Origin of the sequence: Octadecabacter algicola (genome assembly GCF_021532625.1) — a bacterium.
Taxonomy (GTDB): domain Bacteria; phylum Pseudomonadota; class Alphaproteobacteria; order Rhodobacterales; family Rhodobacteraceae; genus Octadecabacter; species Octadecabacter algicola.
Genome location: NZ_JAKGAR010000002.1, coordinates 468,501 through 490,149 on the forward strand (window position 1 = coordinate 468,501; position 21,649 = coordinate 490,149).

Here is a 21,649-nt window from a genome sequence, read left to right on the forward strand (position 1 = left end):
GCAAGCGGAGTTACAACCTACTTGTCGTAATGACGCACTCAATAAGAGTGCAGGGACCAAAAGGATTTTCCGATGTTAGATGCGCTTCCCACCACGCTTTCCGACGCTTTGCAGTGGCGTTATGCCGTTAAAAAGTTCGATCCCTCAAAGCCGGTTTCAGACGACAAGATTGATGCAGTTTTGGACTCGATCCAATTGGCTCCTACATCCAGTGGTTCACAACCGTTCAAGGTTCTTGTCATTCGCAATGATGATGTGCGTGCCAAGTTGCGTGCGGTGTCGTTTGACCAGCCACAAGTGACGGACAGCACAGCGTTGCTCGTTTTTGCGGCGTGGGACAATTACAGCGAAGACCGGATCGACAATGTCGTTGATGTTCACGCAGAACAGCGCCCTGGCACGCGTGAGATGCTCGAAGGGTACTACGGCAATCTGAAGGCCATGTATTTGCCACGCGACCCTTATGTGAACTTTGAACACGCGGCACGCCAATCCTACATTGCGCTTGGGTTTGCGATGTACACGGCTGCACAGATGCAGATCGACACAACCCCAATGGAAGGCTTTGACGCCGCCGCAGTTGATGAAATTCTCGGGCTGTCGGATCAAGGGCTGAAAGCAGTAAGCTACCTTGCGATCGGCACGCGCGCTGATGAAGGCGATTGGCTGGCGCCGATGGCAAAAGTCCGCAAAAGCAAAGATGTACTGTTTGAGCGGATCGATTGATCCATTCGACTAGGTAGAAGAATAACAAGCCGCCGATCAGTATGTGTTGGTCGGCGGTTCTGTATTTATAGTCGCGCGAGACTTTGTTCGATTTCGTCGATCGTGCTGGCGCTGTCGTGTCCGGGCCGTTCTGCCGAAATACGCATCCCCAGTAAGTCAGATTGATACCGGCGTGCGAGGCGTGCGGGATCATGCGTGTCGCCGATCTCCTGATTATCCTGCGCCGCTGAAAACAGAGCGGAAAAACGATTTTCCATCGTGTTGAGGTGCGCGTTTGCGTGATCGGCGAGCGGATGATCATGCGGTGACAGTTCGAGCATGGTCTTGACCAACATACAGGCCCGCGCGGCAGCGGCATCGTTTTCGATGATATGGCGGGGGTAGGCCTGCAATGCGCCAAGGGGTCCACGGTCTTGTGCCAATGCCTCAAGAGCGGCAGCCCCGTCTTTTGCGTATTGATCCAACGTTAGTTGATACAGCGCATCTTTGGACCCGAATGCGGCATAAAAGCTGCCCGGCTTGAGGTTCAGCGTCTTTTCCAGATCCTTGAGAGACGTTCCTGCCCAGCCCTGTTTCCAGAACACGTCGCGGGCGCGGCGTATGAGATCGTCTCTGTCATATGATGGTTTACGTGGCATGTTTCGCGGTGATCACAATATTGTTGAGCGTCTACTCAATTATATACTTGAGTGATCACTCAAGAAAGGGCAAATGTCAGTCATCAACTCAAACGGAGATTCCCATGACAGACTTCCCATCCTACGATCTCGAGACTGCGCCCGAAGCATCCAAGCCTTTGCTGGAAAAATCCCAAGCGGCGTTTGGCCGTCTTCCTGGTTTGCACAAGGTTATGTCAGGTAGCCCACAGGCGCTTGACGGTTACCAAGTGCTACACAAGCTCGCGACAGAGACAGATTTTGACGCGGACGAAATCACTGTCGTTTGGCAGACGATTAACGTCGAAAACGAATGCCACTATTGTGTGCCAGCCCACACAGGCATCGCGAAGATGATGAAAGTTGACGACGCGCTGTCCAACGCATTGCGCGACGAAGCGCCACTGCCAACAGCTAAGCTCGAAGCTCTGCGCAAATTCACGCTTCAGGTTGTCCGTCAGCGCGGTAACATTGAAGACGCTCAGTTCGAAGCATTCTTCGCGGCGGGCTTCACCCACCGTTCCGCGTTGGATGTGGTTCTGGTCGTGGCTCAGAAGACGATGTCCAATTACATCAACCACTTCGCCAAAACGCCGGTGGACGAAGTGTTCCACCCGCTGCTTTGGGAACGCGGCGACACTCCTGTTGAGTCTTAAGCTAAGTTGTTTGTTTCAGGTCATGGAAAGGGGCGCCGCTTGGTGCCCCTTTTCGTAATTTTATCGAACGGCAGGTTTGAGCCCCGTCTGACCGATGTAGCCGTTGGCACGAATGTCTGTTGAGCGCGAGCGGATCAGCAAAACCTCTATGAATACTTAGGTAATGTAGAACTTTATGGGCTACGATTTTCGAAGCGATTTGTGCCTGTTTTTTGAGCGATTTCCACGAACGGCACAACCCAGAGTAATTCAAAACTCTTTACACGGAGGGGTTATCTGGCCTTACCTGAGCATATTCAAACAGTGAGAGGCAAAGTTATGAAACTAGTTATTGGCCTTGACGGGCAAAGTTCGGGGGATAAGGCCCTCGAATTTGCGAAGGATTTAGCCAACCGGATGGAAAGCTGCGAACTGATCGTGGTGTACGTGATCGAATGGTCGCCATTTTCATTTCAGACTGCAGAGGAAAATGCGCAGCGCCATAAACGCCGCGAAGAAGAAATCGCAATTGCAATGGAGCGGGTGCTGAACCCTGCAGTTAAGACACTTACAGATGCGGGTCTGACGGCACGTGCTGTGGTACGTCACGGTGATGTGGCCGATACGATTGACAACATTGCCCATGACGAAGGCGCAAGCCAGATCATCGTCGCGCGATCTAGCGCTGGTGGTTTCTCCAAACGTATTTTTGGTAGTTCAACAGCTAACTTGGTGATGGATGCCCGTGTCCCTGTCACCGTCGTGGCATAGGGATCAATATTATGACTTTATTATATCGTTTCGCAATTATGGCTGCGGCATTTCTTGCTGCAGCGGTCCCCGCATCGGCACAGGACGCCGCAATGTCGTTGGACGAAAAAGTAAACGCTGGCTTTTCAGCTGCGACAGGTTGGTTCGTCAACTTTATCTTCATGTCGATTCCGGGCACCAACTTCCCGTGGATCGTTATGTGGTTAGTGATCGGTGCGACTGTTTTCACGATCTATTTTGCTGCGGTGCAATTCCGTTTCTTCGGCCACGCAATCGGGTTGGTTAAGGGCGACTATTCGGACCCGAATGATGCTGGTGAGGTGAGCCATTTTCAGGCTTTGGCAACGGCTTTGTCCGGGACTGTTGGTCTTGGTAACATCGCAGGTGTTGCTGTCGCCGTCGGTATCGGTGGCCCCGGTGCAACGTTCTGGATGATCCTTGCGGGTCTTCTGGGGATGGCATCCAAGTTTACCGAATGTACTTTGGGCGTGAAATATCGCAACGAATATCCAGACGGTACTGTTTCTGGTGGTCCGATGTACTATATCTCTAAGGGCTTCGACGAGCTCGGCCTTCCAGGCGGTAAGATTCTTGCGGTTCTGTTTTCGATCTTCTGTATCTTGGGCGCATTGGGTGGCGGCAACATGTTCCAAGCGAACCAAGCGCACGCTGCGATTTCTGGCATCACGGGTGATTATCCAGGTTGGATCACAGGCGTCGTTTTCGCAGGTGTTGTGTTTGCGGTGATCGTTGGTGGTGTGAAATCCATCGCACGCGTAACCGAAAAGGTCGTTCCATTCATGGGCATCCTCTATGTCGGTGCAGCACTCATCGTTCTAATCGTGAACTACAACATGATCGGCTGGGCCTTTGGCCAAATCTTCGCAGGTGCCTTCACGGGTCTTGGCGTCGCTGGCGGTATGGTTGGTGCATTGATCCAAGGGTTCAAACGGGCGGCGTTTTCAAACGAAGCTGGTGTTGGGTCCGCGGCGATCGCGCACTCTGCGGTGAAAACCAAAGAACCAATCACCGAAGGCTTTGTGTCCTTGCTTGAACCACTGATCGATACCGTTGTGATCTGTACAATGACCGCACTGGTCATCGTGATTTCCCAGCAGTTGATCATTGATCAAGCAACAGGCAACTACATGCTAAACGAAGCTGGCAGCGCAATTGCAACTGTTGACGGCAACACAGGCGTGGCTCTAACGGCTGCGGCATTCGGTTCGGCAATTGGTTGGTTCCCGTTTGTCTTGGCGATTGCGGTCATCTTGTTCGCGTTCTCCACAATGATTTCATGGTCCTACTATGGCCTGAAAGCGTGGACGTATCTGTTCGGCGAAGGCAAGGGGACGGAATTGACGTTCAAAGTCATCTTCTGCATCTTCATCGTGATCGGCGCGGCTGCAAGCCTTGGCCCAGTGATCGACTTCTCTGACGCTGCGATCTTTGCGATGGCTGTCGTGAACATCTTCAGCCTGTATTTCCTGATGAAGATTGTCCGTAAAGAGCTGGCATCTTACTCAGCGCGATTGAAATCGGGCGAGATCAAGAAATTCTCGCACTAAGGTAAAGTAACCACAAAATTGAAAAGCCGCCCCCTGAAAAAAGAATGGGGCGGCTTTTTGCGTTCATACCCACTCACAAACCGGCCGTTTTTTGAACGTTTCGCTAAACCAGACATTGATCAACTCGCCGCGAGTGTCTGCTTTGTCCGGCATTGCTGACATTGGTCGGTAGTTTTGTCAGCGCGGTTTTGGTTCACAATTTGATGGATGCTGTTGAAAGATTGCTTCTCCTCATACGCCTTGCAAATAACATCAAACCAGCCTATACGCGCGCCTGTTGATGGGTCGTTAGAACGCACAGCTGAGCAGGGTCGGAGTTTCCGGCCCTCTTTTGTTGTTCATAGGCCTAGCAATAAATTGAAACCAAAAGTCCGGCGGAACCGATCCCGCGCAGGCAAACACATACCGGAAACAGACGCCACATGGCTCAGAACGTATCAATGGACGAGTTTGAAGCACTCTTGAACGAAAGCTTCGAAATCGACACACCTCAAGAAGGTAGTGTCGTAAAAGGCAAAGTCATCGCAATCGAGAATGGCCAAGCTATCATCGACGTAGGCTACAAAATGGAAGGCCGCGTTGACGTAAAAGAATTCGCAAATCCTGGCGAAGCTCCTGAAATCAATGTTGGCGACAGCGTCGAAGTATTCCTTCGTTCGTCTGAAAACGCCCGCGGTGAAGCAGTTATCTCCCGCGAGATGGCACGCCGTGAAGAAGCTTGGGATCGCCTCGAGAAAGCATATGCAGACGAAGAGCGCGTTGAAGGCGCAATCTTTGGTCGCGTTAAAGGTGGCTTTACTGTTGATCTGGGCGGCGCAGTTGCGTTCTTGCCGGGTTCCCAAGTTGACGTACGCCCAGTACGCGACGCTGGCCCATTGATGGGTCTGAAGCAGCCGTTCCAGGTTCTTAAGATGGACCGTCGTCGTGGCAACATCGTTGTGTCCCGTCGCGCAATCCTCGAAGAGTCCCGTGCAGAACAGCGCGCTGAAGTCATCGGCAACCTGACAGAAGGTCAGGAAGTTGACGGCGTGGTTAAGAACATCACTGAATACGGTGCGTTCGTTGACCTTGGCGGCGTAGACGGCCTGTTGCACGTCACAGACATGGCATGGCGCCGTGTGAACCACCCATCCGAGATCCTCACTATCGGTGAGACAATCAAGGTTCAGGTGATCAAGATCAACAAAGACACGCACCGCATCAGCCTCGGCATGAAGCAGTTGCAGGAAGACCCATGGGATGCAGTGGCCGCGAAATACGCGCTGGACACAGTTCACACTGGTCGCGTGACAAACATCACTGACTATGGCGCTTTTGTTGAGCTGGAAGCCGGTGTTGAAGGTCTTGTGCACGTTTCCGAAATGTCTTGGACAAAGAAAAACGTACACCCAGGCAAGATCGTGTCTACTTCTCAAGAAGTTGAAGTCATGGTTCTGGAAATCGACGAAACAAAGCGTCGCGTTTCCCTTGGCCTCAAGCAGACACAGCGTAACCCATGGGAAGTGTTTGCAGAAACACACCCTGAAGGCACTGAAGTCGAAGGCGAAGTCAAAAACATCACCGAATTCGGTCTGTTTGTTGGCCTCGAAGGCGACATCGACGGCATGGTTCACTTGTCCGACCTGACATGGGAAGGCCGCGGCGAAGACGTTATCGGTGACTACCGTAAGGGTGACATGGTAAATGCTAAGGTTACAGAAGTAGACGTTGAGAAAGAGCGCATCAGCCTCTCTATCAAAGCTATGGACGGTGACCCGTTTGCAGACGCAACTGGCGACGTTAAGCGCGGTACGATCATCACTGTTGAAGTGACCAAGATCGAAGACGGCGGCATCGAAGTCGACTATGAAGGCGCTAAATCCTTCATCCGTCGTTCTGACCTGTCCCGTGACCGTGCAGAGCAGCGCCCAGAGCGTTTCGGCGTAGGCGATAAGGTTGACGTTCGCGTCACCAACATCGACGCCAAGACGCGTCGTTTGGGCTTGTCCATCAAAGCACGCGAAATCGCAGAAGAAAAAGAAGCAGTTGAGCAGTTCGGTTCTTCCGACTCCGGCGCATCTTTGGGCGATATCTTGGGCGCAGCCTTGAACAAAGGCGACGACGAGTAATCGATCGTTTCGGCCCATACCGGGCCGTTTGAAAATGACGAACCCCGCTGGTGAAAACCGGCGGGGTTTTGTCGTTCTGGGGAGGGATCACCGCGAATCGGGAGCGAATGCTGCTCTGCGGCAATTCTTGTGACTCCGGTTGAGTGCCGCTCGAAATACCAATCTCAGCGGATAAAGGCCTGAAAACGTCTGAAAAGGCAGGTAAATTTGTGGATCGGGTTCTTCCGTGAACGAAATTTCCACCCTATAGTTATCGCCAAAGGGCAGGTGCGCCACTGCCACTGATAAAACCTGGGGAGACGACTACATGATCCGGTCCAAGCTGATTGATACCATTGCTGCGGAAAACCCGCATCTCTATCAACGTGACGTAGAGAAAATCGTGAACACGATTTTTGATCGTATCATCGACGCAATGGCGGATGGTGATCGTGTCGAACTCCGCGGATTTGGCGCTTTTTCTGTTAAGAAACGCGACGCCCGTCTGGGACGTAACCCACGAACAGGGGATGCGGTTCAAGTCGATGAGAAACATGTACCCTTTTTTAAGACCGGTAAGCTCTTGCGGGACCGCCTGAACGGGAAGTAAACTGCCGTCATGAAATATATCAAATATACCTTTTGGCTGATCGTAGCGGTTTGCCTCATAATCGTCGGGATGGCGAACCGCGGTATTGTGACTTTGCGCGCAATGCCTGAAGCATTGGCGGCGCCGCTGGGGATTTCACCGGATATTGAGATGCCTTTGTTTATGGCGATCTTTATAGGTGTCGGTATTGGCTTGCTGATTGGCTTCCTGTGGGAATGGGTTCGTGAGCACCGTATGCGCAGCCACGCTAAGTCCAAGGTCCGTGAAGTTGATGCGCTGAAGCGCGAGATCGATTCGCTGAAAACTGAAAAGCACGAAGGCAAAGACGAGATCGTCGCTTTGCTTGATAAAGCCAGCTGAACACTATGACCGTTCCAGTAAAGATTTGCGGGCTGATTGAGCCCGTAACAGTTGCGGCTGCGGCCGACGCAGGCGCGCGCTATCTTGGGTTTAACTTTTTTCCGAAAAGTCCGCGTTATGTGTCCCCCGAGCAGGCGGCGGCGTTGATGCTGGATGTGCCGATGGGCGTGGCCAAGGTTTCGTTGACGGTGAATGCGGATGATGCAACGCTTGATGAGATTGTGAACACCACAACGACGGACATGTTGCAGCTACATGGAAGTGAAAGCCCACAGCGTGTCGCAGAAGTACGCGCGCGCTATGGTTTACCGGTCCTCAAGGCCATCGGGATCGCGGACGCTGCTGACTTGGACCAGATCGACATCTATTCAGACGTCGCAGATCAGCTGTTAATCGATGCCAAAGCCCCCAAAGGTGCAGTTTTGCCGGGCGGCAATGGTTTAGCGTTTGATTGGGAACTTCTTCGGTCGCGCAAATACTGGACCAAACCATGGTTGCTGGCGGGCGGCCTAACACCGCAGAACGCAGCGCTGGCACTCGCCAAAACGGGAGCGACGCAGTTGGATGTGTCTTCGGGGGTGGAATCTGCGCCCGGTGTGAAGGACGCGGATATGATCCGAGCGTTCATTAATGCGGCAAATGCACCCGCGGCACCCTCGCTGAGCTAGGAAACACCACGGGCGGCTTTACGGGATGGCAGGACCGCGCTACATCTCGCGCCAGCCCCATGCAAACGGCGGAGACGCGCGATGAACGATCTATTCAATTCCTTCATGACTGGCCCTGATGAAAAAGGCCGTTTCGGTGATTTCGGTGGGCGGTTCGTCTCTGAAACGTTGATGCCACTGATCCTTGAACTTGAGGACCAGTATGAGCACGCCAAAACGGACGAGTCGTTCTGGGCGGAAATGCACGATCTTTGGACGCACTATGTTGGTCGCCCATCCCCGTTGTACCACGCCGAACGCCTTACAGAGCATTTGGGCGGCGCAAAGATCTACCTTAAGCGTGACGAGTTGAACCACACCGGAGCGCATAAGATTAACAACGTGCTGGGCCAGATCATTCTGGCACGCCGCATGGGCAAGACACGGATCATCGCGGAAACGGGTGCTGGGCAGCACGGCGTGGCTACGGCGACGGTTTGTGCAAAGTTCGGATTGAAATGTGTTGTCTACATGGGCGCTCATGATGTTGAACGTCAGGCCCCCAACGTATTCCGTATGAAACTGCTTGGCGCAGAGGTTGTTCCTGTGACGTCGGGCCGTGGCACACTGAAAGACGCGATGAACGACGCACTGCGCGATTGGGTGACTAACGTGCGCGATACGTTCTACTGTATCGGCACCGTTGCTGGGCCACATCCATACCCTGCTATGGTTCGTGATTTCCAAGCGATCATCGGCAAAGAAACCAAAGAGCAGTTGCAAGCTGCAGAAGGCCGGTTGCCCGATACATTGATCGCGGCAATTGGCGGTGGGTCAAACGCGATGGGTTTGTTCTTCCCGTTCCTCGACGACAAGAGCGTCAACATCATCGGCGTCGAAGCTGGTGGGAAAGGCGTGAACGCTAAGATGGAACACTGTGCGTCGCTGACAGGCGGTCGTCCGGGGGTGTTGCACGGCAACCGCACGTATCTGTTGCAGGATGATGACGGCCAAATTCTAGAGGGCCATTCGATATCTGCGGGCCTAGATTATCCTGGGATCGGACCTGAGCACAGCTGGCTGCATGAAATCGGCCGTGCTGAGTATGTGTCGATTACGGATGTCGAAGCACTGGAAGCGTTTCAGCTCTCCTGCGAGATGGAAGGGATCATTCCTGCACTAGAGCCATCCCACGCCTTGGCCCATGTCTGCAAGATCGCCCCCAAGCTGCCAAAGGATCACTTGCTTGTCATGAACATGTGCGGGCGCGGCGATAAGGACATCTTTACCGTGGCGAAAGCGCTCGGTTGGGACATGTCAGAGGCTTAAGGCGACTTTTCAAATGGGCTGCAATTTCGGACGCTACCATGAGTGGCGGTCCGCCTATTACGATGCCTGTCTTTGACACGCCTCCTTTAAAGCGATTGAATTACAAAAAAAGTTGGCGAATGACCGACGGAAACCTCTGGCTGAAACGTAGAAACCTGTAATTCAATCAAACAAGGACATTTTCGATGCGCCAGATAGTTCCAGCTTTCGCCCTTTTACTGACCTCAACCGCTGCACTGCAGGCAGAAACCTATGCGGTGGATGTTTGGGCCGACAACTGGTTTGAAATGCGTATTGATGGTGAACTGGTCGCCGAAGACAGCGTATCCATTACCACAGAGCGATCTTTTAACGCCGAAAGCTTCACTTTTGAGGCGGAACGCCCCTTTGTGATTGGCCTTGTGGCCAAAGACTTCAAAGAGAACGACACGGGACTTGAGTATATCGGTTCTGGTCGCCAACAAATGGGCGATGGTGGAGTCATCCTTCAAATGACCGATGCTTCTGGTGAAGCTGTTGTTGTTAGCGATGATGGGTGGCAGTGCCTTGTGATTCACACGGCGCCGTTAGACAAATCCTGCGAAAGCGAAAGCAATCCAGTTGCTGGTGAGGGTGTTTGCGATTTCGAAGCATCTGATGAACCCGCCGGTTGGGATCTTGCCGGATTTGACGCTGCCGATTGGCCGCAAGCTGATGTCTATTCCGAGGCACAGGTCGATCCAAAGATGGGCTATGATGAAATTAGCTGGGACGCCGACGCAGAGCTAATCTGGGGCCCAGATCTTGAGCAAAGCAACACTGTTCTTTGCCGCTTAACTGTCGAATAAATCAAATTAGAATACCAAATAGGGACAAACACTATGTACAAGTTCACCACTGGAGCAGCCGCTGCGATCGCAATTTCCGGCGCAGCCTATGCGGAAAATGTTGAAATCTACGTCACGGACATGCTCGACAATATCCAGAGCGGGTATTGCCTAGATATCGCTAAGGCGCAGGGCGCTAACGCGAACCCTGATGACGGCCTTCAGGCGCACACCTGCTATAGCCCATCCGGTGAGATCTACGTCGATCAGGCGTTTGACTCTGAGCAATTCGCTGATGGCGTGATTTACATGCCGGAGTTCGATGTTTGCATGCAGGCGTCGTCCACCGAAGCCGGCGCGGAAGTCGAATTGGTTGAGTGTGATGGGTCTGAGGCACAAAGCTGGGCGTTTGACGGCGAGGGCACAATCGCACCCGCAGCCGCCACTGACGTTTGCCTGACGTTGGCAGAAGAGACCCGCACGGGTCGCAGCGACGAGAACCAGATGAAGGCACTGACGCTGGAAACATGTTCTGAGGACGCAGCCGCGACCCAGACTTGGGCCAACCGCACAGCGGAATAAATTTAGATTGGGGGGCTGGTTCTGCCGGCCCCCAATACCGATTGCGGGCATGATTTGCCGTAAGGCTTTAGGACGTCTGGTGTTGTTCCAGAACATTCAGAGGAACAATCTCTAGCGCTTTTTGATGAGTCGCCGAAAGGTTCACGCGAGGTGCGCAGCCTTCATCGGCCGCTTGCAAGAACCGCGCTGCACACAAACACCATCCATCGCCAGCCTTAAGCCCCGCAAACCCGAACTCTGGGCGTGGGGTGCTCAGGTCATTGCCGACATATTTACTAAACGCGAGGAATTCGTCGGTCATTACTGCGCAGACCGTATGACTGCCGCTGTCCTGATCGCAGGTGTCGCAGGCTCCATTGCGAAAGAAACCGGTCATTGGGTCTAGTGAACAGGTTTGCAATGCCTCACCGAGCACATTGAGAGAAGGGTCTTTGTCCATCAGTCGAGGCTTTCTGCTATTGCTCGGAACATTGCGACGTTGCTGTCCGCTACACCGTCTTCGCGAAACGCGCGATCTGCAGCGTTCACGGCAATCACAACGCCGCGTGTGCGATCTATGTAGATATATTGACCGTAAATGCCGCGAGCCATGAATTGGCCTTCGGTCGCACCTACCGGCACCCACCATTGGTACCCATATCCGATTGCTCCTTCGGCGGTTGGGGCGCTGGCAGCGGTGCTTTCTTCGATCCATGCTTCGGATACGATGCGATTGCCGAATGCGATGCCGCCGTTGGCGACCATGTTCCCAAACAGCGCGTAATCATGTGTCGTGAGGTTCAGGCCACCCAGCACAAAGGCGACCTCGTGTCCGTCCGCCAGATAGTAAGGTGTGACTGTAAGCCCGAGAGGGCCGATAACCTTTTCGCTAAGCAAGTCAGGAATTGAACGGTTGGTGGCGCCACGGATTACCATTCCGATGACGTGGGTATCGATCGACACATACTGCCACTGGCTGCCCGGTGCCGCGAAGGTTTCATCTAGCCCTTCGGCAAACCCGTCCATGGATTGGCCGAGCGCAAGGACGCGGCCCATTTTGTTAATGTCGCTCCAAAAATCGAGGTAGTCTTCGTCGAATGTGACGCCGGATGACATCTGTAGCACGTCTTTGATGGTCGCATCTTCATAAGACGACCCAACAAGCGACGGCACGTACTGGGTAACAGGCGCGTCTAGGTCTGGGATGGTGCCGTCTTCGTGCAGGATACCCATAAGGACAGACAAGAACGACTTGGCGACTGACCAGCTAATCCTAAGGGACGTGGCAGGGTCGTCTTCGTCATCGGTCGTCAGTGGATAGCTTTCATGACGAATTACGCCGTTTTGCACCACAATGACGCCGGTCACAGCACGGTCTTCACTCCATAAATCAAAACCCGTGGGCAGTGTCATCGGCGCGCCTGAAGGGAGCTGGTTCACGATGGTGTCGTCACGTGTAAGGGCAATGTGTTCGAACATTGTGTCCATGGCAGTGAAATTGGCGACGATGCGATCTTGGGAAAAGAGAGAATTAACAGCCATCAAACGCGCGACTTTCTCGCGTTGAAGGACAGCAAATCCAGCAATGAGAAGCAGGCACAAAAGCAGGCCAATTCCGATCCATTTCAAAGTGGTCTTCATATCGGTTCCCTTGATTGCTTTCTGCAGCCTGACACGGGGCGCGGACTGCGACAAGTCAGATGGTCCAGTCGACCCACCGCCCATGAAAATCGACGCGGCCCAGCGAAAGGTGTAAATCACCCGGCCAAAGCCGAAGCGTTAGGGCTGCGCCGTTTTTACTTCCATCGTTTTCCATTTGAACAAAGGCCAACGGGCTGTCGGACGTCGCTGTTGCTCCGGCGTCTTGGACTAAGGCGAGGCCTAGTTCTTGTTTTTCTTTGGGGAAATATTGCCATGCCACGGTGGTATAGATCATATGGGTTTGGCCGCTGATATGGGGCAGGCGGGGCGCGAGCCAGTCAATGGCGTCACCTTGATCAACAGGCGCTGGCGGCAAGGCTAGGGCTGTATCCGTAAGCTCGAGCCTGTGTGGCTGGTCGGGCCAAAGGTATGCCCGCAGGCGCAAGCTGTCTTTGATTGGATCGACTGGGTTCAAATCAACACCACGTCGTTCAACGACGCGTGGATGCATCATTGGGGGCAGATTGCCCGTCCAATCAGGTCTTAGCGTCAAGGCGGCATCTGTCGGCCCATAGGTCGTGTCGCCAACGTGTAACGCAAAGCGATCCCAGTTGAGGTTCAGCCCCGCGCTTGCGCCAAGTTCAGAAACCCTCATCGGGTTGGGGAAGTGTTCGGTGATCTTTTGGGCCGCGGCGATTAACGCGGATGCGCGGCGGACTTCGTTTGTTTGTGGTGGGTTGTCGATAAAGGCGTTCAGCGCTGTACCATGGGTGCGGAAGGTCTGGTCGAGCGCGAGCCAAAGATCGTCATCCGACACTATAGCGGGCGGATAGACGGCATCGAGCACTCGATCACCCGAGAGGCGCAGCGCATGGAGTGCTCCACATAACCGTAGTGGCACGCTATCGCCGCCCGGGCCGAGTTCACCTTGCCAGTCAAATAGGCGATCTGTCAGAGGTGATCCGCGTCGCAGTTGCTTGGCCAAGACGCGGCACAGCTGGCCCATAAAGGGTGAACCTAGTGCGATGCAGTGGTCGGCCTGCTGAAGAAATGCTGTGCGCAGCTCTGCCATTAACGGAACTTGTCAGCGAGTTTTTGCAAGGCCGAGCGCGTGTCAGTCTCGACTTCGGGCGCCGGATCTTGCTTGGGCTTGGGCGCGGCCGTTTTTTGATCTGGCTTGGCATCCGGTTCTTGTTGGTTTGACTTCTTGGTTCCTGTGGACGGTCTCGGAGGGTTTACGCGCAAGGCAACAGCATTTAGGAATTTCGGCCCTTCATCGTTCGCCAGATATGCGACTCCGTCAGACATGCCGCGCAAAACATCGTCGAGCCAGTTCTGATCCGCTTTGGCAAAATCGCTCAGCACATAACCCGGAACGCGATCTTTATGGCCGGGGTGGCCAACGCCCAAACGCACGCGATCGTAATGCGGCCCGATGTGTTGATGAATTGATCGTAACCCGTTGTGGCCAGCATGGCCGCCACCGGACTTTAGCCGGACCTTTGCTGGGGCGAGGTCTATCTCATCGTGGAAAACGGTCACATCCGTGCTGTCGAGCTTATAAAATCGCATCGCTTCGCCAACGGATTGACCAGACATGTTCATGAAAGTCTCGGGTTTAAGAAGGATGACCTTCTCGCTTCCCAAACGACCTTCGCTAACTTGTCCCTGAAATTTGCTGCGCCAAGGGGCAAAGCCGTGATCGCGCGCGAATTCATCCAGCGCCATAAAGCCGATGTTGTGTCGGTTCTGCGCGTATTTCGAACCGGGGTTTCCGAGGCCAACAAATAATTTCATACCGTCTTATATCGGCACGGGTTCTGGTCGCCCAGCCCCTAGATCGCTGGGTTGAAGTGATAAAAATTGTAACGATCTGAAAATGACTTGGTAACGGTTTGTTCAGGCCGACTGTTGCATCTCTCGTGGGTGAATGAGGAACCAAATGTCAAATCCCCTATCTACGAAAGCCATCGTACCGAACATTATTGAACCCGACGGGGATGTAATCATGAACGCGCTGACATTTGCGCGCAGCCATCTGGATATGGAGATCGCTTTTCTGGCGCGGATCGTTGGCGATGACCTCGTGTTTGAGGTCGTTGTAGGTCCGGAAACTGAAACGGTAATTGTGGTCGGCCAATCCGTACCCATGAATTTGACCTTGTCTCAGCATATTATCGAAGGCCGCCTTCCAGAGCTGATTACAAACGTAAAAGATTATCCCTTCATCCAAGACCTTGGTGTTCTGAAGAAGGTCAATATTCAGTCCCATGTCGGTATTCCGATTTACGATTCCGAGGGGGCGATCTACGGGATGTTTAGTTGCGTTGATAGCAGACCCAAAAAATCGTTAAATGCCCGCGATCTTAAGGTTATGCGGGCTTTTGCATCGCTTTCGGCTGACCAAATCATCGCGCGGTTGGCTCAGGAAGAGGCCGCTGTATTGAAGCGAAATGCTATTGAGGCCGTTTTGGAGGGGCATGCGTTCGAAATCGCCTTACAACCTATTATGCGGTTGCAGGGAGATGGAACTGCTGGCTACGAGGCGCTTTGCCGGTTCTCTCCTGAACCGTACCGCGCGCCGAACTTATGGTTTGATGATGCCGCCGAAGCAGGGCTTCAGGTGACTCTGGAGTTACTGGTCATCGAGGCGGCCCTCGCTTTCTTGCCTCACCTGCCACCTGAAAGCTACCTCGCGGTGAACTCATCCCCCAATACGTTGGCCACTGGGGAAATTGCTAAACTTCTGGAACATGTAGACGGTGCTCGGGTGTTGATCGAAATAACAGAACACGCTGAGATCGCGAACCTAGATCAGCTGCTTATGGCAATAGATCAGTTACGCGAACAGGACGTGCGGATCGCCGTGGATGACGCGGGAGCAGGGTATTCTGGCTTGCAACAGATCGTTCGGCTGCGGCCCGAGGTTATCAAACTGGATATCTCATTGACACAGGACGTCGACAAAGACCTAGCGCGGCGTTCATTGGCATCCGCGATGGTGCAATTTGCCAAAGACACGAATGCACGGGTTGTCGCCGAAGGGATTGAGACCGAAGCAGAGATGCGAACGTTGAAGTTGCTCGGGGTCGACATGGGGCAGGGGTATCACCTTGGGAGGCCAAAGCTCGCCGCGAATTTGTTAGATTTGGAACAGGCTGGCTAAACTTACGCTTGCAGATAACGAAAAAGGGCGCGCCAATGGCACGCCCTTTCAATGTCTATTTGCCGTTTGGCAGCAATCTTACTCGTCGGAAGCTTCAGTTGTTGCTGGAACTTCGTCCGCTGCAACGTCTTCGCCTTCGTCCTCGTCGTCCTCAGCAGATGTAAGGCTCGCTGGGGCTTGAAGGTTCGCAATAACGAAATCACGATCGATTGTTGGTTTCGCGCCTTCAGGCAGCTTGATCGAAGAAATAGTGATCGTGTCACCAATTTCGAGACCTGTGAGGTCAACAGTCAGGCTTTCTGGGATGTCGCCAGCTGTCACAACCAATTCAACTTCGTTGCGAACTGGGATCAGAACGCCGCCAGCTTTCAACGCAGGACATTCGTCTTCGTTGATGAATTCAACACCGATGAACAGGTTGATTTTCGTTGTGCGCTTCAGGCGCATGAAGTCGAGGTGTGTTGGCAAATCTTTAACAACGTGGCGCTGCACGTTACGGCAGATCACACGAACGTCGTCTTGGCCTTCAACTTTCAGGTTGAACAGTGTGGACAAGAAACGGCCTGCTTTCAGCTTCTTCAAGAGAACGTTGAAGGGCACGTTGATTGCGATTGGGTCTTCACCACCACCGTAAACAACGCCCGGGACGAGGCCGTCGCGGCGTGCTTGGCGCGCAGCGCCTTTACCTGTGTCAGTGCGAAGTGTTGCTTCAAAATCTGGAACTTGGCCAGCCATCTTGGTCTTCCTTTCAATTCGCGCGTCGCTCAACTCTGTTAGCGACCCACTTTTCCATGTCAGGAACCATGCTGGTCCCTAGTGAAGTCGCGCGTATAGGGCAGGATTGCCCTTTTGAAAAGGGGGATTCTTTGTCATCCTGCGAGGTCGGGTTAAGCCCACCGCCCTTCGAAATCCTCCGGAACCAAAAGAACATTTTCATCAAGGTCTTTGATGTCGCGTTTGCCGCATAAGGCCATCGTGATATCGAGCTCTTTGTGGATGACTTCAAGCGCCGAAGTCACGCCTGCTTCGCCCATGGCGCCAAGCCCGTGGATATAGGCCCGCCCTATCATCACACCTTTTGCACCAAGGGCTAGCGCCTTCAACACATCCTGGCCCGACCGGATGCCACTATCGAGATGAACTTCGACCTTGTCGCCCACGGCGCGCATGATGCTTGGCAGCATTCGAATAGAGGATAATGCCCCATCCAGCTGGCGCCCCCCGTGGTTTGAAACGATGATCGCATCGCAACCAACTTCGGCAGCCATCTTAGCGTCTTCCGCGTCTAGAATGCCCTTCAGGATCAACTTGCCGCCCCATTTCTTTTTCAGAATGCGAATTTTCTCCCAATCCAGACGTGGATCGAATTGTTCTGCCGTCCATGTCTGCAGGGAGTTCATGTTTTCGACTCCTTTTGCATGGCCAACAATGTTGCCAAAGGATCGGCGTTTGGTTTGCAACATTTCGATGCCCCAACGCCATTTCGTTGCAAGATCAAGGAGCACCGGCGGCGTCAATTTCGGCGGGGCCGTCAGCCCGTTCTTTAGGTCTTTGTGGCGCTGTCCGAGGATCTGCAGGTCCAGCGTTAGGACCATCGCGGAACATCCCGCGCGTTTTGCGCGTTCGATGATGGCATCCACATATTCTTCGTCGCGCATAACATAGAGCTGAAACCAGAACGGTGCGGTTGTATGTTCGGCCACATCTTCGATTGAACAGATTGACATGGTCGATAGCGTATAAGGCACGCCGAACTTTTCCGCCGCACGTGCCGCTTTGATCTCACCATCTGCGCGTTGCATGCCCGTGAGCCCAACCGGAGCAAGCGCAACAGGCATTGTAACGTCTTGGCCGATCAACTGACTTGCGGTTGTGCGGTTGGTCATATCGACGGCGATGCGCTGACGGAGGCGGATTTTGTCAAAGTCAGAAGTGTTTTCGCGGAACGTTTGTTCCGTCCAAGACCCGCTTTCGCAATAGTCATAAAACATCTTCGGCGTGCGGCGTTTGTGCAGGCGTTTTAGATCGTTGATATTTGTAATGACAGGCATTGCGCGGGCTTTCGGTTGATATTGGTTAGGTTCTTTTACCAATATCGCCTTTTCAGCGCAAATGTTAAGTCGCATCGCTGTTATGCGGAGTGCGCACCGTCAGACAAGGTCTTAACAAATGCCAAAACATCGGCCACAGGTTCGCCTGCGGCGATCTTCTCGACAATCGCCGATCCAACAACAGTGCCATCCGCGACGCCAGCGATGTCTTTGGCGGTCTCGGGGGTGCGCACCCCAAACCCAACGATGACGGGCAGGTCGGTCGATGCCTTTATCCGCGCAACTTCGGGCGCAACATCAGAGGCTTGGGCTGCTGCCGCGCCAGTCGTGCCTGTGACGGACACATAGTAAAGGAAGCCTGATGTGTTTTGCAGAACTTTGGGAAGGCGTTTTGCATCCGTCGTCGGGGTGGCAAGGCGGATGAAATTCAGACCGGCGGCTTGCGCGGGAATACAAAGTTCTTCGTCTTCCTCAGGCGGCAAATCGACGATGATCAACCCGTCGATGCCAGCTTCTTTTGCTTGTTCTAGGAACAGATCAACGCCACGGGAGTAAATCGGGTTGTAGTAGCCCATCATCACAATCGGTGTGGTGTTGTCGGTCTTGCGCAACTCGGCTGCGATAGACAGCGTTTGGTCCAACGTCATGCCGCCATCAAGCGCGCGTTGTCCGGCCAATTGAATTGTCGCACCATCCGCCATCGGGTCCGTGAAGGGGAGGCCCAATTCGATGACATCAACGCCCGCTGCTGGCAGGCCCTTAACGATCTCAAGCGAGGTTTCGTAGTTAGGGTCGCCTGCCATCACATAAGCAACAAAGGCTTTCTTGCCGGCTGCGCTGAGTTCGGCAAATTTGGCGTCAATTCTGCTCATGGTCGTCCCCTGATCGTGGTGTCGTTTTTCCTTAAGCGGGTTTGCGCGAAAGGACGGGGGAAATCAATGGGCGACGTTCAACTGCGCCCAAACAAGGCGTGGAGACAGATGGTTGCTTGCGATAGGTCGGGTCACGGCCTAGAAGCCCAAGAAACACGGGTTTAAGGAGCGATCTGATGGGTTTTAAAATGGGTATCGTCGGCATGCCAAATGTCGGAAAATCAACGCTTTTCAATGCGTTGACGCGCACTGCTGCGGCGCAGGCCGCGAATTTCCCGTTTTGTACAATTGAACCCAACGTAGGCGAAGTCGCCGTTCCTGACGCCCGCCTTGATAAATTAGCAGAGATCGCATCGTCCAAATCCATCATTCCGACGCGCATGACTTTTGTTGATATTGCAGGCCTCGTTAAAGGTGCGAGCAAAGGCGAGGGCCTCGGCAACCAGTTCCTCGCCAACATTCGCGAGACTGATGCTATTGCCCATGTTCTGCGTTGTTTTGAAGATGGGGACGTCACACACGTTGACGGTCGCGTTGACCCGGTCGCGGATGCAGAAACCATCGAAACCGAGCTGATGCTCGCTGATCTTGAAAGCATCGAGAAACGGTTGCAGAACCTTGTGCGTAAGGTGAAGGGCGGCGACAAAGACGCGGTCCAACAGGTGCGTCTGCTTGAGGCCGCGAAAGCCGCTTTGGAAGACGGCAAACCAGCCCGCGTTCTGGAAATTGACGAAGACGATGTTAAGGCATGGAAAATGCTGCAACTGCTGACGACGAAACCTGTCCTATATGTATGCAACGTAGGTGAATCTGAAGCGTCCGAAGGCAATGCCCACTCCGCCGCCGTGGCTGAAATGGCCGCGTCGCAGGGCAACTCGCACGTTATTATCTCGGCTCAAATTGAAGAAGAAATTAGCCAGCTGGAAGACGACGAAGCACAGATGTTTCTTGAGGAAATGGGTTTGGCTGAGGCTGGCCTGGATCGTCTGATCAAGGCAGGTTACGCGCTGCTGCACCTCGAGACCTATTTTACCGTCGGGCCGAAAGAAGCACGAGCATGGACGATCAAAGAAGGCACCAGCGCCCCAAAAGCCGCGGGCGTGATCCACGGTGATTTTGAGAAAGGCTTCATTCGCGCCGAAACGATTGCGTATGACGATTTTGTCTCTTTAGGTGGCGAACAAGCGGCAAAAGAAGCTGGCAAAATGCGTGCCGAAGGCAAGGGATACACCGTCAAAGACGGTGACGTACTGCACTTCTTGTTCAATAACTAAAAAATGGCGACGGCATTGGGGGTGCCGCCGCCGAGTTCGCGATCTTTCGATCACGAAGCTGGGCCAAGCTGAGTAATGTGAGTGGTGTCTTGGGCCAGAATGGATTTAGCGGCCACCGTAGCTAGCGCGCGGCAATCGCTGTATCGAGCTTCGAGGTCTGATGTCGGGTACGTTCTTATCGCTGCTGATTACTAAAAGCCGTATCGCCATAGGGGTAAGTAAGCACAAAGCGTAGATCGCTGTGGTTGCCCAAATGCCCTCTGAAGAATGCAAGTGGGTCGACGACACGAAATTAGCCAAAATAAGGGAACCTAGTAGAGTGGGATTTGATCGGGCGTACTTGCGGCCCTGTGATCTGTGCTCCGTATCATTCATAATGTTCTCTCCCTTTTTGGCGTCTCAACGTAAATCGTAACTTTTACCCTACGTAAGGCAACCTCGATGGTTGCGATCACGTGGTTGCAAATTTGCGCGCCGTATTTCCCACAGAAATCTCGATCGGATGGTACGCTCAGCCTTAAGGACTGACGCTTTACCTGAGGTCTGCGAGAACTTGATAGCGGGCTTTTGGGGCGGCGTTCTAGATATGCTAACGGGTAGCGTTTTAGCTACCCTTACGGGTAGGTCGCATAGCCTTTTGAGTCGCGCACTACTCTTACTCGCGCAGATTCTAGGCTTTTGGTTACGGTACGAACTGGTCAAGAGAAGTAACCTTATGACGTGGGGACGCAGTGGGATTGATGATCAAAGACTGGAACAATTTGCGGTATCTTCTTGCCTTACACGAAGGCGGAACCATGAAACGTGCCGCTGAGCTACTTGATACATCGACGTCAACCGTCTCACGGCATGTGCGATCCCTGTCCGAGGATTGCAAAGAGATGCTTGCAAAACAAACCAAGGGCGAAGCTTGGACAATTACACCAAAAGGTTTGAAGCTCGTCGAAATGGCTTCCGACCTGAGCTTTAAGTTTTCGGATCTCGATACGCCGGATCAGGAAGAACAGGTAACGCGTTTGGCAATCACGTCTTTAGATTTTGTTCTGACGTATTACCTCGCTCCTAACCTGCCACTTCTTTTGAATGAGGTACCAAATATCGAAGTCTCATTGTTGAGCTCGGACCGACGACTGAGTCTGGCATTCAATGAAGCAGATCTAGCTTTGCGTTTTGGTCGCCCATGTGAAGGGCAATTAGTTGCAAAACGGATTTGCAGCATGCCTATGCGGGTATGGAAACCCAAAGGTTGCGACGCGACGGACTGGGTCGGGATGAGCGAAGACTTAGATTGGACGCCGGACATGGAAATGGGTCGTGCCTTTTTTGGGCGTGACCCGATTATCCGCACTTCTTCTTATGCCGCGGCGAAACGCACTGCATTTTCGTTAGGTCTGGGAACGATTGGCCCAGATGTCATCATGGGAGCAGGAGAGACTTTCGTTGCGGACCCGTCACAAATCGTCGAACGCGAAGTTTGGAGCGTGATCCATGAAAGCAGAAGAATGGATAAGACGTTGATCAAAGTAAAAGAGTGGCTGGACCATCTGTTTGAGACCGTTGTTGATTAAGTGGCGCCGATGATGTCGAGCAAGCCCAAGTGAAAATTCAAAAGACCTATGAAGTTTTAGTGTTGCGGTGCCTCGCTGTGCCCACTAAACGGGTCAACGGAGACGTGGCCGAGTGGTCGAAGGCGCTCCCCTGCTAAGGGAGTAGGCCCGGAAGGGTCTCGAGGGTTCGAATCCCTTCGTCTCCGCCACCCACACCACTTTCACTCAATTTTATTGGTATCTATACAACCCCTAATAGGGGTATTTTTGAGGGTTGAATGGCTGACATTTTGAAAGCAGCACACGGCAAATCGATCAAGCACAGGGATCAAGTCCTCGCGA

At 53.3% G+C, this 21,649-nt stretch carries 22 protein-coding genes and 1 tRNA gene; 15 read left to right on the forward strand and 8 right to left on the reverse strand.

Annotation, left to right across the window (positions count from 1 at the left end; all coding sequences use genetic code 11):
* The first annotated feature begins 72 nt into the window (after positions 1-72).
* Complete coding sequence (locus L0666_RS09110; protein ID WP_235260814.1) at positions 73-726, forward strand: NAD(P)H-dependent oxidoreductase; 654 nt, start codon at positions 73-75, stop codon at positions 724-726.
* Positions 727-791: 65 nt separating this feature from the next.
* Here L0666_RS09110 and L0666_RS09115 read toward each other — a convergent pair whose 3' ends face one another.
* A complete protein-coding gene (locus L0666_RS09115) occupies positions 792-1,364 on the reverse strand; it encodes a TetR/AcrR family transcriptional regulator (protein WP_235260816.1) in 573 nt (190 codons plus the stop codon).
* 104 nt (positions 1,365-1,468) lie between these two features.
* On the opposite strand from L0666_RS09115, the gene L0666_RS09120 reads away from it, so the two are divergent.
* The 10 genes from L0666_RS09120 to L0666_RS09165 all read left to right on the forward strand — a co-directional run bounded on the left by L0666_RS09120 (position 1,469) and on the right by L0666_RS09165 (position 10,777).
* A complete protein-coding gene (locus tag L0666_RS09120; RefSeq protein ID WP_235260818.1) occupies positions 1,469-2,038 on the forward strand; it encodes a carboxymuconolactone decarboxylase family protein in 570 nt (189 codons plus the stop codon).
* A gap of 318 nt (positions 2,039-2,356) precedes the next feature.
* Entirely contained in the window at positions 2,357-2,788 is a 432-nt protein-coding gene (locus tag L0666_RS09125) for a universal stress protein (RefSeq protein ID WP_235260820.1), read from the forward strand.
* 11 nt (positions 2,789-2,799) lie between these two features.
* On the forward strand, positions 2,800-4,356 hold the full coding sequence (locus L0666_RS09130; RefSeq protein ID WP_235260822.1) for an alanine/glycine:cation symporter family protein: 1,557 nt from the start codon (positions 2,800-2,802) through the stop codon (positions 4,354-4,356).
* A 383-nt stretch (positions 4,357-4,739) separates the two neighbouring features.
* Entirely contained in the window at positions 4,740-6,464 is a 1,725-nt protein-coding gene (rpsA, locus tag L0666_RS09135) for a 30S ribosomal protein S1 (protein WP_336246278.1), read from the forward strand.
* 307 nt (positions 6,465-6,771) lie between these two features.
* The gene (ihfB, locus tag L0666_RS09140; RefSeq protein WP_235260840.1) at positions 6,772-7,053 is read left to right on the forward strand and encodes an integration host factor subunit beta; all 282 of its coding nucleotides are present in this window, start codon (positions 6,772-6,774) and stop codon (positions 7,051-7,053) included.
* A gap of 9 nt (positions 7,054-7,062) precedes the next feature.
* Complete coding sequence (locus tag L0666_RS09145; protein ID WP_235260842.1) at positions 7,063-7,413, forward strand: lipopolysaccharide assembly protein LapA domain-containing protein; 351 nt, start codon at positions 7,063-7,065, stop codon at positions 7,411-7,413.
* 5 nt (positions 7,414-7,418) lie between these two features.
* Positions 7,419-8,081, forward strand: a complete 663-nt coding sequence (locus tag L0666_RS09150; protein WP_235260845.1) for a phosphoribosylanthranilate isomerase — start codon at positions 7,419-7,421, stop codon at positions 8,079-8,081.
* An 81-nt stretch (positions 8,082-8,162) separates the two neighbouring features.
* Complete coding sequence (gene trpB, locus L0666_RS09155; protein ID WP_235260847.1) at positions 8,163-9,389, forward strand: tryptophan synthase subunit beta; 1,227 nt, start codon at positions 8,163-8,165, stop codon at positions 9,387-9,389.
* 185 nt (positions 9,390-9,574) lie between these two features.
* A complete protein-coding gene (locus tag L0666_RS09160) occupies positions 9,575-10,216 on the forward strand; it encodes a PEBP family protein (RefSeq protein ID WP_235260850.1) in 642 nt (213 codons plus the stop codon).
* Positions 10,217-10,249: 33 nt separating this feature from the next.
* Positions 10,250-10,777 (forward strand): ricin-type beta-trefoil lectin domain protein, encoded by a 528-nt coding sequence (locus L0666_RS09165; RefSeq protein WP_235260852.1) that lies wholly within the window; start codon positions 10,250-10,252, stop codon positions 10,775-10,777.
* A gap of 67 nt (positions 10,778-10,844) precedes the next feature.
* Here L0666_RS09165 and L0666_RS09170 read toward each other — a convergent pair whose 3' ends face one another.
* The 4 genes from L0666_RS09170 to pth are packed head-to-tail and all read right to left on the reverse strand — an operon-like array spanning position 10,845 to position 14,194.
* The gene (locus L0666_RS09170; protein ID WP_235260854.1) at positions 10,845-11,216 is read right to left on the reverse strand and encodes a DUF2237 family protein; all 372 of its coding nucleotides are present in this window, start codon (positions 11,214-11,216) and stop codon (positions 10,845-10,847) included.
* On the reverse strand, positions 11,216-12,397 hold the full coding sequence (locus L0666_RS09175) for a serine hydrolase domain-containing protein (RefSeq protein ID WP_235260856.1): 1,182 nt from the start codon (positions 12,395-12,397) through the stop codon (positions 11,216-11,218). Before L0666_RS09175 ends, L0666_RS09170 begins: the two co-directional genes overlap by 1 nt.
* Positions 12,398-12,452: 55 nt before the next feature.
* Complete coding sequence (locus tag L0666_RS09180; RefSeq protein WP_235260859.1) at positions 12,453-13,469, reverse strand: DUF2332 domain-containing protein; 1,017 nt, start codon at positions 13,467-13,469, stop codon at positions 12,453-12,455.
* Positions 13,469-14,194: an aminoacyl-tRNA hydrolase gene (pth, locus tag L0666_RS09185; protein WP_235260868.1), complete on the reverse strand. Its 726-nt coding sequence runs from the start codon at positions 14,192-14,194 to the stop codon at positions 13,469-13,471. Before pth ends, L0666_RS09180 begins: the two co-directional genes overlap by 1 nt.
* 145 nt (positions 14,195-14,339) lie before the next feature.
* On the opposite strand from pth, the gene L0666_RS09190 reads away from it, so the two are divergent.
* Positions 14,340-15,563 carry an EAL domain-containing protein gene (locus L0666_RS09190; protein ID WP_235260870.1) on the forward strand — a complete coding sequence of 408 codons (1,224 nt, stop codon included), beginning with the start codon at positions 14,340-14,342 and terminating at the stop codon, positions 15,561-15,563.
* Positions 15,564-15,641: 78 nt separating this feature from the next.
* Here L0666_RS09190 and L0666_RS09195 read toward each other — a convergent pair whose 3' ends face one another.
* The 3 genes from L0666_RS09195 to trpA form a co-directional block, all read right to left on the reverse strand.
* Positions 15,642-16,298, reverse strand: coding sequence for a 50S ribosomal protein L25/general stress protein Ctc (locus L0666_RS09195; RefSeq protein WP_235260872.1), 657 nt, complete (start codon positions 16,296-16,298; stop codon positions 15,642-15,644).
* Positions 16,299-16,450: 152 nt separating this feature from the next.
* Positions 16,451-17,614, reverse strand: a complete 1,164-nt coding sequence (locus L0666_RS09200) for an alpha-hydroxy acid oxidase (protein WP_235260880.1) — start codon at positions 17,612-17,614, stop codon at positions 16,451-16,453.
* An 80-nt stretch (positions 17,615-17,694) separates the two neighbouring features.
* Entirely contained in the window at positions 17,695-18,486 is a 792-nt protein-coding gene (trpA, locus tag L0666_RS09205; protein WP_235260889.1) for a tryptophan synthase subunit alpha, read from the reverse strand.
* 176 nt (positions 18,487-18,662) lie between these two features.
* Between trpA and ychF the strand changes: the two genes are divergently transcribed.
* The 3 genes from ychF to L0666_RS09220 all read left to right on the forward strand — a co-directional run bounded on the left by ychF (position 18,663) and on the right by L0666_RS09220 (position 21,516).
* Positions 18,663-19,760 (forward strand): redox-regulated ATPase YchF, encoded by a 1,098-nt coding sequence (ychF, locus tag L0666_RS09210; RefSeq protein ID WP_235260899.1) that lies wholly within the window; start codon positions 18,663-18,665, stop codon positions 19,758-19,760.
* A gap of 740 nt (positions 19,761-20,500) precedes the next feature.
* The gene (locus L0666_RS09215; RefSeq protein ID WP_272492177.1) at positions 20,501-21,328 is read left to right on the forward strand and encodes a LysR family transcriptional regulator; all 828 of its coding nucleotides are present in this window, start codon (positions 20,501-20,503) and stop codon (positions 21,326-21,328) included.
* A 98-nt stretch (positions 21,329-21,426) separates the two neighbouring features.
* Positions 21,427-21,516: transfer RNA gene (locus L0666_RS09220), tRNA-Ser, on the forward strand.
* Positions 21,517-21,649 lie beyond the last annotated feature (133 nt).